Raw genomic sequence first — 13,170 nt, 5'->3', positions numbered from 1 at the left:
GTAAAGAAATGATGATTCAGAATTCAGGAGTCAGAACTCAGAACTCAGGAGTTAGAGGTCAGAATAGTTGAAACAATACAGAGGAAATTTTGGTTATGAATCTACTTAACAATACCAAAACCTGATAAATTATGACTCCTAACTCCTAACTCCTTTCTGCTTAAAATCTTTCCACACCTTCAAATTGTTTTAGTGCCGATGCATTTGCTGCTTCACCACAAGTTCGTGGTGTGGGGAATATCTTTTCAGGATTTGCTAACCCTTTAGGATTAAAAACTTGCCGTACCCATTGCATAGTTTCTAAATCAACTTGGCTAAACATCTGTGGCATATAACACCTTTTCTCTGCACCGATGCCATGTTCACCAGAAATACTACCACCGACTTGGACACAAAGTTTAAGAATTTTTCCACCCATTTCTTCTACTTGCTCTAATGCACCAGACACAGAATTATCATAAAGAATTAGCGGATGAAGATTGCCATCGCCAGCATGAAACACATTAGCAACCCGATAACCGTATTGTTTACTTAATGCCTCAATTTCATGTAAAACATAAGGCAACTGAGTCCGAGGAATTACACCATCTTGTACATAATAATCTGGACTTAAATGTCCGGCCGCAGCAAAAGCCGCTTTGCGCCCTTTCCATAATTTCAAACGAGTTTCTGGGTCAGTAGCAGAAGTGACATTCCGCGCCCCATTCTTTTTACAAATTTCGGTAACTCGCTGCTTATTCCCTGCAACTTCCACTTCTAAACCGTCAATTTCTATTAGCAAAATAGCAGTAGCATCGCGGGGATAACAATTAGTTGCTACAACATCTTCAACTGCATTGATGCTAAAGTTGTCCATCATTTCCATACCACCAGGAATAATCCCGGCACTGATGATGTCAGAAACAGTTGCTCCAGCAGCTTCAATACTTGTAAAATCTGCCAATAGTACACAAATTGATTCAGCACTTTTGAGAATTCGCAAAGTAATTTCTGTGGCAATTCCTAAAGTGCCTTCAGAACCAACAAAAACACCTGTTAAATCATAACCAGGCATTTCTGGAATTTGTCCGCCCATATCGATAATATCTCCTTCCGGCGTGACAATTTTTAATCCTAAAACGTGGTTAGTAGTAACACCGTATTTTAGACAATGTACGCCACCAGAATTTTCGGCAATGTTGCCCCCAATAGAGCAGATAATTTGACTAGATGGGTCAGGAGCGTAGTAAAATCCAGCACCACTCACAGCTTGTGTTACCCAACTATTAATCACCCCTGGTTGTACAACTGTCCGTTGATTTTCTAAATCAATGCTGAGGATTTGACGCATTAATGAGGTAACAATTAAAACTGAATCTTCTACTGGTAAAGCGCCACCAGATAGACCAGTACCAGAGCCGCGTGCTATGAAAGGTATTGAATATTGATTGCATATTTTCACAACTTGGGCAACTTGTTCTGTAGTTCTGGGTAAAACCACCACAGCGGGACGTTGGCGATAACCAGTTAAACCATCGCATTCATAGGTAATGAGTTCTTCGCGGCGTTGCACCACACCATTTTTGCCAAGGACACCCTCGAATGCTTTGAGAATGGGCTTCCAGTTACGTTGTTTTTTATCTTGGGTAAGCATAATTTTTTAAAGTTCAAGGTAGATGTTCCAGGCTGGTTAGTATAGCTGTAATTACTATATTTTAAATTCTATCTTCTTCCTCTGTTGTAAGTTCTGACTTCTCATCTCTTAATTCTTTTTTTAGTGATGTATCTATCTCTATATCTTTTAAAAAATTAGAGTTGGGAGAATTGACCATGTGACCTGTATGGTCAATATATTTATGATTTTTGCCAATTCTGACTCGTGCTTGCCCTTTAAAAAACTTGTCAGCACCATCAAACTGAGGAGAGATTATTACCTGCCCTGATAAGTCAATATAGCCCCATTTATAGGCAATTTTAACTGCTGCCAGGCATTCCGAAAATCTATCTACGTAATCAAAATTGGATGGTATAATAACTCGTCCTGATAAATCTATGTAGCCGTATTTCTTGCCAATCTTTACTCGTGCTAGACCTTGGGAAAAGCTCTCAGCCCAATCAAATTGACAGTTGATGACTATCTGCCCTAATGAATTGATATAGCCCCACTTGTAGTCAATCTTTATCAGTGCTAGACCTTCTGCAAACTGCCAAGCCTGAGTAAATTTAGGAGGTATGATTATTTGCCCTCTCTTATCTTTATATCCATACTTTTCACCATTCTTAAATCGCTCTAAACCTAATGCAACGTCTTCCACTTTTTCAAACTGAAACGGAATCGTGATAATCTCTCTATAAACACTTTTGTTGCTAACTTCAAATCGCGTTACCTCATAAGAAAATCTTTCAGGCTTATCAAACTGTGACTGAAGAATCATCGTCCCCATCTGGTCGATGTAGTCAACTTTATGACCAAGCTTTACTTGTGCTATTCCATTGAAAAATTTTCCAGCCTCATCAAACAGAGGTGGAATAACTACTTGTCCTTTTTGATTTTTGTAGCCCCACTTGTCCCCCTCCTGGAATGGCCTCAAGCCCTTGGTCATTTAGTTTGCCTACCTTTTATTTTCGTACTAACACAAACCTCTTATTGTCAATAATGGCACAATCATCTCCTAAAGCCAAAAATAGTGTGTCCACTATTTTTGGCTAACTTGCATCCTCTCATCCCCAATGAACTAACCTAGAAATAACGCTTTCAAATACTGGACAAAATCATGGTTCAGGAAGTTCTAATCAATAATGATGATTACTATGTGCCAGATGCCAACCAACTAGTCACTGAAGATGATACACCTGTGGACAATTTTGCTTCGGAAAAACAACAACGCCTGTTGGTTGGCTCTCTTTATACTTCTCTACAGCCGCAGACTTTTTTAGCAGCAGCCAATGTCGGGATTTACCATACAGACGGTCAACCCGCAATTGTACCTGACGTTTTTCTCAGCTTAGATGTGCAAGTACCTCAAAATTGGTGGGAAAAACAAAATCGTTGTTATATGGTTTGGCGTTTTGGCAAACCTCCAGAAGTTGTCCTTGAAATTGTCTCTAATCAAGAAGGTGATGAACTTGGCAAAAAACTGAAAATTTATGAACACATGCGGGCTAGTTACTACATCGTATATGACCCAAATCAGCAATTAGGAGAAAAAGTACTACGTGTTTATGAACTTAGGGGAACACGCTACTTTGAAACCTCAGAAATTTGGTTAGAACAAGTTGGTTTAGGTGTAATTCTGTGGGAAGGTGAATTTGAAGGCAGACAGGATCATTGGTTACGCTGGTGTTACCAAGATGGGAATGTTTTATTGACTGGAGATGAACGCGCCGAACAGGAACGACAACGTGCTGAACAAGCAGAACAACGCACCCAATTACTAGCAGAAAGGCTACGGGCTATGGGCGTAGATCCAGACACTCTATAGGACACTAGCTGTAAAGACGCAAGGGCTTTTTACGTCTTTGTATGAGTCAATTATCACGAACTTGTGCAACTTATAAACTCTTTTATACGCTGCCAAACCTTCTCTACTAAATCAGGATCATCTGAATCAAACCATTCAATTTGTGGATATGCTCGAAACCAAGTACGTTGTCGCTTGGCAAATTGTCGTGTATGCAAAACTGTTAATTCTTTCGCTTCATCCAAGGAAATATCCCCAGCCAAATATTGCTTTATTTCTTGATAGCCCAAAGTATTCAACAAAGACAAATCAGCGCCATATTTTTGACAAAGATTCTCCACCTCAGCGACCAAACCATTTGCTATCATTTGCTCAGTACGCTGTTGAATCCGAACATCTAACTTTTCAACATCGCAATCTAAACCAATTTGCAAAATCGGATAATTCGGTGGATTCTCCCCTTGCTGTTCTGAAATTGGATATCCGGTGACGTAAAATACCTCTAATGCTCGTAAAGTCCGCACTGAATCGTTGCCATGAATCTTTTGTGCAGCAACTGGATCAACTTGTTGTAAAATTGCGTAGAGTTGTGGTTGTCCTAGAGATTCAAGCTGCGATCGCAATTCAATCTGTGGTGCAACTCTCGGAATTTTCATTCCTTGGACAATAGAACGAATGTATAAACCAGTACCACCAACTAAAAACAGTGGTGTAACACCAACAGAAGCAATTAAGGCTTGTGTTTGCTCCTGATACTCTGCTACTGTCATCGTGTCTGTTGGATCGCAGATATCTATTAGATAGTGCGGCACAAATTTTTGTTCAGCCACAGTTGGTTTCGCCGTCCCAATATCAAATTCACGATAAACTTGACGAGAATCAGCACTAAGAATTACAGAACCCAACCGCATTGCCAAAGCCAAAGCCAAACTCGATTTTCCCGTTGCCGTCGCCCCACAAATCACAATTAATTTAGTCATTAGTCATTAGTCATTAAGCTATTCTCCCCCTGCTCCCCCTGCTCCCTGCCCCTCTGCCTCCCCTGCCTCTCTTGCACGGTACTGCAACCCCAGTATAAACTTCTCTTGAAAATGCCCTACAGACGCCAGCAAGGCTTTTGTGTTACAATTTTGGAGTGTTTTTACTTTTATTTGCCTTTCGGCGATTTCAACCCCACGCATCAGGAGAGTTTACATGACGAGCAGTTACAGTGCCGATCAGATTCAAGTTCTGGAAGGTCTGGAAGCCGTCCGCAAAAGACCAGGAATGTACATTGGTACCACTGGGCCGCGAGGACTCCACCATTTAGTTTACGAGGTGGTGGACAATTCAATCGATGAGGCTTTGGCGGGTCATTGCACTCATATAGAAGTGGATATCAACGCTGATGGTTCCGTGACTGTAACAGATGATGGTCGCGGTATTCCCGTCGATACTCACTCGCGTACTGGAAAATCGGCTTTGGAAACCGTAATGACGGTACTGCACGCCGGTGGCAAGTTTGGCGGCGGTGGTTACAAAGTTTCTGGAGGATTGCACGGGGTTGGTATTTCTGTTGTTAATGCCCTATCTGAAGTTGTAGAAGTTACGGTTTGGCGAGATAAAAAGGTTCATCTCCAACGCTATGAACGCGGTATCCCAGTTACGGAACTGCAAACCAAGCCTTACAAAGAAGCTAGAACTGGAACTTCTGTCACCTTCAAGCCAGATACCCAAATTTTTACAACTAGCATTGAGTTTGATTACATAACTTTATCAGGTCGCCTACGAGAATTGGCGTATCTGAATGCAGGTGTCAAAATTACCTTTACTGACCACCGTTTAGAACTACTAAAAAGCGATACAGCCAAGGTAGAAACCTACGAGTACAAGGGTGGGATCAAAGAGTACATTGCGTACATGAACCGTGAGAAGCAACCACTGCATGAAGAAATTATCTATGTGCAGGGCGAACGCAACAACGTACAAGTGGAAGTTTCATTACAGTGGTGTACTGATGCTTACACGGATAATGTACTAGGTTTTGCTAACAATATTCGCACGGTAGATGGTGGTACGCACTTAGAAGGGTTAAAAGCAGTTCTGACTCGGACATTAAATGCGATCGCCCGCAAGCGCAATAAAATTAAAGAGAATGAACCTAACCTCAGTGGCGAACACGTCCGCGAAGGTTTGACTGCGGTAATTTCCGTTAAAGTCCCAGATCCAGAATTTGAAGGACAAACCAAAACCAAACTCGGTAATACTGAAGTACGGGGAATTGTGGATTCTTTGGTGGGAGAAGTCCTCACCGAGTATCTAGAATTTCATCCTGCCATAGCAGATTCAATCTTAGATAAAGCTATCCAAGCTTTCAAAGCCGCAGAAGCAGCGCGTCATGCACGGGAATTAGTTCGCCGCAAATCTGTACTAGAATCTTCGCCATTGCCTGGTAAATTGGCAGATTGTAGTTCTCGTGACCCTAGCGAATCTGAGATATTCATTGTGGAAGGGGATTCAGCAGGTGGGAGTGCCAAACAAGGACGCGATCGCCGCACTCAAGCAATCTTGCCTCTACGTGGTAAAATTCTTAACATTGAAAAAACCGATGACGCTAAAATTTATAAAAATAACGAAGTTCAATCGTTAATTACAGCACTTGGTTTAGGTGTCAAAGGTGATGAATTCGATTCCAACCAACTGCGTTATCACCGTATAGTCATTATGACGGATGCTGACGTAGATGGAGCGCACATCCGTACTTTGCTGTTAACATTCTTCTATCGATATCAGCGATCGCTCATCGAACAAGGCTTTATTTATATTGCTTGTCCCCCACTGTTTAAAGTAGAACGGGGACGTAATCATGAGTATTGCTATAGCGATCGCGAAAAAAATCAAGCGATCGCCAAATTCCCGGCTAACGCCAACTACACCATCCAACGCTTCAAAGGTTTGGGTGAAATGATGCCACAACAACTCTGGGACACCACCATGAACCCAGAAACTCGTAAAATGAAGCAAGTCGAAATTGAGGATGCCGCCGAAGCCGATCGCATCTTCACAATTTTAATGGGCGATCGGGTCGCACCCAGACGAGAATTTATCGAAACCTATGGTTCTAAACTCAATTTCACCGATTTAGATATCTAATCTCAGCAGTCCTAAATCATTTGTAAAAAACAAGATCCCCGATTTCTTTAAGAAATCGGGGATCTTTAACTTTGAAATATTGCTTGACATTCCTGCAACAGATTTTGGTAAAGAATTTATATTCAAAATTTCTGTAAAAACTACCTCTTTTGGATGATGACAATCTATGAAATTTATAAACTTATTGTATTAACATTTTTGATACTACAAATTATGTCGTTAGAGTAGTTGACTTATCACTTGTGTGACAAGCTTATAATACAAAAAATACAAATATTCCAAGTTTCTCTCTGTGTAGTTCATATAATTTGCTAATTGTCAAGATTTTTGAAACAATCAATGCTCGATTGTTAGCTAAACCACCAACTTTGTTGGAAAGTTAGTTCAGATAATACTCTTTGCTCTGATTCGTTGATTAATTTGAACCACCAGCTAGAAACACATTTGTTATGCTTTAAGAAAATAACTGAATATCATCTATCCAACAGCAATTAATAAGTATTTTGAGGATTTCTCATCATAAGATGACAGAAACCTACCGAAATAAAAGTATTGAAATTTACAATTGATTTACGCAAAAAAGCTTTGTAACTAAATCATCAGGTAATCTGCTGGATTCTCTGTGTTCGAGGTAATAGCTGTTGGAAGTACCCACCATAAGGCTGAAAACTTGTTAATATCTTCATGTAGTGCCATGGCGATCGCGATCGTATCGTATGTATCTAATGTACTTTTGCCTAAGATAAGACGATATTGGCAAGTTCGCAGGACAAATTGTTTTTGAATTGATTAAAATATCCTTGTATACAATAAGAAAAGTTTGTCAAGTTTCATAGGGCTGAAATCGCCACAGTGCGCTAACGTGTGAATAAGACCCAATTAGTAAACCTAAATTGATCTTCTATCAGGTCGATTCTGCCACCGCCTCAACTCCTCAGTTAAGGTAGTTAGTACGCAGAAGGTTAACTGCTTTCAGGCAAGCACCACCACCATTGTTGTATTTACCCAAGGACAAGACCCGTTTTAGTCTAAGGGATGCTTAATTTATGAAGGAAATGTAAAAATGGGTAGGTTAAGACGAATAGTCTGAGTTAACATAAAATGCACTCTTTCTCAGTAATTAATGTTGTGTAAAATACATGAAATTCGGCAGACACAAGCATACTTACTTCCTAATGTAATAAGAGCGTCACTGCAATTCCGAAAGGTAGAGAAAAAATTTCCGGGTATAAATCCCGTTTTCAATGTCTTTTTGGTGAAAGTAGCTAAAAGTTACTTAATGAATTCATGATTAATACACAAAAAGAGTGCAATTTCTGTGAAACAGGCTACAATCGGAAGAGTCTTTATACGAAAATCTGCCAACAGTCTGAACTCATTTGTATAGAGTGGCAATTTTTTTGATAAAGGCAAGTATTTTTTTTGACCAGTTAGTTGAAAGCAATATGTGATAGCAACACATATAACATTTACTAAAGTGAGCAAGTCACCTTTAGTATTTGCTTAAACTAAAGTAAAAACCCTCCTACCGGAGGTGTAAAACTTCCGAAAATATCTCTGGCAAATCTGCCAAAAAACTTATTTTCGGTTGGCAATTGGCTCGTTTAAAAGAGCCGTTAACACATCTTGAGTAATTGATTCTGCAAGGAGCATGAGGAACGCGGCATGAACCAGGCTAACAACGTACTCGAAAGCATATATCAGCCTGACCTAGAAATAATGAATCAGCCTGAGCTCGAGTTAGAAGAACTCTTAATAGACGATGAAGAGGACTTGCTGATCATCGATGAAGGTGACGAGGAATTTTTAGAGCCTCAGTCTGATGAGGACGACGCAAAGTCTGGAAAAGCCGCTAAATCGCGTCGTCGGACACAAAGCAAGAAAAAGCACTATACCGAAGATTCCATTCGGCTTTACTTGCAAGAAATTGGTAGAATTCGTCTGTTGCGGGCAGACGAAGAAATTGAATTGGCGCGGAAAATAGCTGATTTGTTGGAATTAGAGAGAGTCCGCGAAAGACTCTGTGAGCAATTAGATCGCGATCCTCGAGATAGTGAATGGGCAGAAGCAGTACAACTGCCACTACCAGCCTTTCGTTATCGCCTCCATGTTGGTCGTCGGGCGAAAGACAAGATGGTGCAATCCAACCTCCGTCTTGTAGTTTCAATTGCTAAGAAATACATGAATCGTGGTTTGTCGTTCCAGGACTTAATTCAGGAAGGCAGTCTCGGTTTGATTCGTGCCGCTGAAAAGTTTGACCACGAAAAAGGTTATAAATTCTCCACCTATGCTACATGGTGGATTCGTCAAGCAATTACCCGCGCGATCGCAGATCAATCCCGCACAATTCGTCTTCCAGTTCACCTTTACGAAACCATTTCTCGGATTAAGAAAACTACCAAGTTGCTATCTCAAGAAATGGGTCGCAAACCTACTGAAGAAGAAATCGCCACTCGGATGGAAATGACCATTGAGAAGTTGCGGTTCATTGCGAAATCTGCCCAGTTACCTATCTCATTAGAAACGCCTATTGGTAAAGAAGAAGATTCTCGATTGGGTGATTTTATTGAATCCGATGGTGAGACACCAGAAGACCAAGTTTCCAAAAATCTTCTGCGCGAAGACCTTGAAAAAGTCCTCGACAGTCTTAGCCCACGCGAACGCGATGTTCTCAGACTGCGTTATGGCTTGGATGATGGTCGGATGAAAACCCTTGAGGAAATCGGCCAGATTTTCAACGTCACCCGCGAACGGATTCGTCAAATTGAGGCGAAAGCACTCCGCAAGTTACGCCACCCAAATCGTAACAGCGTTCTCAAGGAATATATTCGGTAGTCAATTAGTCAATAGTCATTGGTCATTAGTGAATAAACAAATGACAAATGACAACTGACAAAAAAATAAAACCTGGTAGTGAATTAGCACTCCAGGTTTTTTTATTTATAGGTCATCTTGGATATTAAGACTTATAAGATACCCCAAAAATGTAGGAAGCCTTGACCAGAGAAAACCTCAACCAAAACGGCTGCTGAAAAGCCAATCATTGCCAACCGACCGTTCCAAACTTCTGCTTGTGGGGTAAAGCCCCAACGCCAAGCGTTGCGATCTTCAATTACGGGAGTACTGACTTTTGTTGTACTTGCATTTGTCATGGTTAGAACTCCAAATTCAATTTTTAAGGTTTATTGCCTTATGTAAACTAATATAACAAATATTTTGAGAAAGGCAACATTTTTTATACTTTTGTTTCCATGACTTGACATAAATAGTAATAGCTATTTATACAGATTCAAGCATCTGTCTTCAGTAAGATTTCCTGATGTTAAAGAAATGTGATCTAGAATTTTACTGTTATAAAAAATATTATCTTATTGAGAGTTATTATCAAATAATTTATTTAAATTGCCTTGTTCACCATATAGTTTGCTATCTTAAGATAAAAATTATTGATAGTTTAAGTCAGTACCAGACAATTTCCATTTCTTTTGCAGTCGAGACAAAACTAAGCTTTTCGTAGACGCGTTTACCATCCTCAGTGGCGTGAAGCCAGAGGCGTTTTGCCTCAGTTGCTCTCATAAAGCTAATAATTTCCTTTAACAAGGCTGTTGCAATTCCCTGTCCTCGCCACATCGGAATTGTATAAACGTTCATAATGTAGGCTTCTAAGCCTGAGAGATTGCCATTGTAAGGGGGTCGTTGAAAAAATACCAAGCCGCTAGTGGCAACAATTTGACTATCCACTTCAGCTACCCAAGCTAAAAACTCACCCGACGGCATTTTTTCGCCAAGATATCTTCGAGTTGCTTCTGCTAGGTTTGTGATGTCAAAGTCACCTTTAATCTCACCAACCTCTCGCAGAAGTTCGAGACGCAATTGAATTAGCGCCTCTAAATCCTGCAAGTTGGCTTGTCGCAAGTTGAACATTACCTAATTTACGATCGCACTTCAGCCACAGTGATAATTTTTTCATCACGGTTGAGTTGGAGGATACTTTCACCTTTCACATCTCTACCTAAAAGCGGCACTGTGTCCACAGGTATCCGCACTACCCGTTCCTTATTCGTCACTAAGGCTACCTCGCCAGATGCGTTGGCGTAGCCCGCCGTTCGCGTAGCGTCTCGTAGAGAAGGCATCGCTATGACCATACCAGCTAAGTTGTCAGTTTTGCTAGCAAATTTCAGCGCTTGCGTCCCCAAATCACCGCGATTAGCTGCTCTCAACTGACTCGCAGCCATCCGCTTGGCATATCCTTCTTGAGTAACTAAGAGTAATTGGTCATCTTTACCGACAGTGACACAGCCAACCATTTGCTGATTTTTCAATAGTCGAAATGCTTGTAAACCCATCGCTGTGCGTCCCATGACTGGTAATTGTTCATCATTGACTGCAAAGCGCAACATTCGTCCACCGGAACTAGCTAAAATAAGATGCGCCCCTGGAGCGGTGAACTGGGTAAATGACAATTCATCATCATCTTTGAGCTTCAAAATCGTGATGCCGCGCCGAGTTAAGTTAGTAAATTCTCCCAGAGACAGACGTTTAATTCTTCCCTGTTTTGTTAAGAGAATCATCTGCCTAGTTTCAAAATTTTCCGGCAGCAAAAAGCGGCTGACCACATCTTCTTGAGCGCTTTGAGCAGTACTACTGAGCATAGTAATCAAAGGTTTTCCCCGTGGAGAACGTCCAGTGGTTGGGGGAATTTCTCCCACATTTACCGGATAGACTTTGCCGCTACCAGTTAGTATCAGCAAGTCTTTCCCCGTGTCAGTCAACACAGTTTGGATAATAAAGTCATTATCGTGCAGACCATTTTCAGCTTTTGACTTTCTCCCAGATGGCTGAGTGCGGCGGACATAACCCCGTTGGGTAAATTCTAAAATCGCTTCCTCTACTGGTTCAGAAGATTTAAATTCCTCCTCCTCTGCCCCTCTGCTCCTCTGCCCCTCTGCTCCTCTGCCCCTCTGCTCCTCCGCTCTAGACTTCTGCTCCTCTCCAATTTTCGTTCGTCGGGGATCGTTATATTTGCGCTTGAGCGATCGCAAATCTTTTTTCAGCGCCTTGAGTAATTCGCGGCGATCGTTGAGTAATTGCTCCAACAAGCTAATTTGTTCGCTGATTTGCTCAAATTCCTGCTGCAAATTTTGCTGTTCCAAACTCGTGAGGCGGCGTAACGGCATCGCTAGAATTGCATCTCCTTGTACCTCACTCAAATCCAGTTGGTTACAAAGATTAATTTTTGCCGTACTACCATCGGGAGCTTGGCGCAAAATTTGAATTACCTCATCCAAATTAGACAGCGCTTTCAGCAAACCTTCCACCAAATGCACACGACTTTGGGCCTTACCCAACTCGTAATTGTAGCGGCGGTTCAGCGTCTCTTCTCGGAATTTCAAAAATTCCTGCAACAGTTGGCGCAAACTTAACTGGCGGGGTTGTCCATCCACGATTGCGAGGAGAATCGCCCCAAAAGTCATTTGTAAAGCAGTTTGGTGATACAAATGCTGGAGAACTTCTTGGGGATTGGTATCGCGCTTGAGTTCAATTACTACCCGCATCCCTTCGCGATCGCTCTCATCTCGAAGATCAGAAATTCCTTGCAAACGTCCTTGATTTACTAAGTCCGCTACCTTCTCAATCCAGGCAGCCTTATTCACTTGATAAGGCAATTCTGTAATGATAATTGCCGACCGTCGCTTGCTTCCCCGACTGGCTGGAATTTCCTCCAGAGTCGCGACTCCCCGTAGCAAAATTCCACCTTTACCTGTGGTGTATGCTTCCCGAATTCCCGTCTCACCAACTATTTCCCCACCAGTGGGAAAATCTGGCCCTGGAATTAGCTCAAATAATTTTTCATCTGGCAATTCTGGGTTGTCGATTAAGGCAATTAACCCATCGACAACTTCCCCCAAATTGTGGGGTGGTACATTCGTCGCCATTCCTACAGCAATACCAGAACAGCCATTAAGTAACAGAAACGGCAACTGAGCAGGTAACACCGTTGGTTCTTGCTGGGAATTATCAAAGTTCCCGACAAATTCCACAGTTTCTTCACCAATTTCTGTCAGCATTCCCTCATGGCTGATCGGTGCGAGGCGCGTTTCTGTGTAGCGCATCGCTGCTGGCGGGTCATTATCGACACTACCAAAGTTACCGTGTCCTGCCAGCAAAGGATAGCGGCTAGAAAAATCCTGCACTAGCCTTACTAAGGCATCGTAAACCGATTGGTCGCCGTGGGGATGGTATTTACCCAACACATCACCCACTACACGGGCACATTTTCGATAAGGTCTATCTGGTACTAAACCAAGTTCGTGCATTGCATACAAAATGCGCCGATGCACTGGTTTTAAGCCATCACGCACGTCTGGTAGCGCTCGCCCGACAATCACGCTCATGGCATATTCTAGATAAGACCGTTGCATCTCGGTGTGCAGGGCTGTTGGAATTACCTGTCCCGTTGAGAGAAGGTTTAACTGTTTTGCCATGAGTTTTTTCCCTGAAATTTAACTACACAAAAGCCGATGGAACTCAACACTGCGGCAACCACAGCATAACGGATGAAATGAGATTCATAACAAAATTTTGATAGTCGCAGAAG

At 41.8% G+C, this 13,170-nt stretch carries 9 protein-coding genes; 3 read left to right on the top strand and 6 right to left on the bottom strand.

The genetic code is table 11. From position 1 onward, the window contains the following. Positions 1-160: 160 nt before the first annotated feature. Together glcD and RMX69_RS15805 are read right to left on the bottom strand one after the other, a co-directional pair. The gene (gene glcD / locus RMX69_RS15810; RefSeq protein WP_322637999.1) at positions 161-1,633 is read right to left on the bottom strand and encodes a glycolate oxidase subunit GlcD; all 1,473 of its coding nucleotides are present in this window, start codon (positions 1,631-1,633) and stop codon (positions 161-163) included. Between the two features lie 61 nt (positions 1,634-1,694). Further along, positions 1,695-2,582: a WG repeat-containing protein gene (locus RMX69_RS15805; RefSeq protein ID WP_289796413.1), complete on the bottom strand. Its 888-nt coding sequence runs from the start codon at positions 2,580-2,582 to the stop codon at positions 1,695-1,697. A gap of 171 nt (positions 2,583-2,753) precedes the next feature. On the opposite strand from RMX69_RS15805, the gene RMX69_RS15800 reads away from it, so the two are divergent. Further along, positions 2,754-3,461, top strand: a complete 708-nt coding sequence (locus tag RMX69_RS15800; protein WP_289796412.1) for a Uma2 family endonuclease — start codon at positions 2,754-2,756, stop codon at positions 3,459-3,461. Between the two features lie 53 nt (positions 3,462-3,514). On the opposite strand, the gene miaA is transcribed toward RMX69_RS15800, so the two are convergent. Further along, entirely contained in the window at positions 3,515-4,420 is a 906-nt protein-coding gene (miaA, locus tag RMX69_RS15795; RefSeq protein WP_322637998.1) for a tRNA (adenosine(37)-N6)-dimethylallyltransferase MiaA, read from the bottom strand. Between the two features lie 214 nt (positions 4,421-4,634). On the opposite strand from miaA, the gene gyrB reads away from it, so the two are divergent. Further along, on the top strand, positions 4,635-6,572 hold the full coding sequence (gene gyrB, locus RMX69_RS15790) for a DNA topoisomerase (ATP-hydrolyzing) subunit B (protein WP_289796410.1): 1,938 nt from the start codon (positions 4,635-4,637) through the stop codon (positions 6,570-6,572). A gap of 1,665 nt (positions 6,573-8,237) precedes the next feature. Beyond that, a complete protein-coding gene (gene rpoD / locus RMX69_RS15785; RefSeq protein ID WP_094353188.1) occupies positions 8,238-9,407 on the top strand; it encodes an RNA polymerase sigma factor RpoD in 1,170 nt (389 codons plus the stop codon). A gap of 131 nt (positions 9,408-9,538) precedes the next feature. Here the strand turns inward: rpoD and RMX69_RS15780 are convergent, their stop codons facing one another. From RMX69_RS15780 to gyrA, 3 genes are all read right to left on the bottom strand, one after another. Further along, a complete protein-coding gene (locus tag RMX69_RS15780) occupies positions 9,539-9,724 on the bottom strand; it encodes a chlorophyll a/b-binding protein (protein ID WP_289796409.1) in 186 nt (61 codons plus the stop codon). A gap of 307 nt (positions 9,725-10,031) precedes the next feature. Continuing rightward, a complete protein-coding gene (locus RMX69_RS15775; protein ID WP_289796408.1) occupies positions 10,032-10,496 on the bottom strand; it encodes a GNAT family N-acetyltransferase in 465 nt (154 codons plus the stop codon). An 8-nt stretch (positions 10,497-10,504) separates the two neighbouring features. After that, on the bottom strand, positions 10,505-13,057 hold the full coding sequence (gene gyrA / locus RMX69_RS15770) for a DNA gyrase subunit A (RefSeq protein WP_322637997.1): 2,553 nt from the start codon (positions 13,055-13,057) through the stop codon (positions 10,505-10,507). Positions 13,058-13,170 lie beyond the last annotated feature (113 nt).

Origin of the sequence: Nostoc sp. EspVER01 (assembly GCF_034530635.1) — a bacterium.
Taxonomy (GTDB): Bacteria; Cyanobacteriota; Cyanobacteriia; order Cyanobacteriales; family Nostocaceae; genus Nostoc.
Note: the sequence above shows the minus strand (reverse complement) of the source record. Positions and strands in the feature narration are given on the sequence as shown.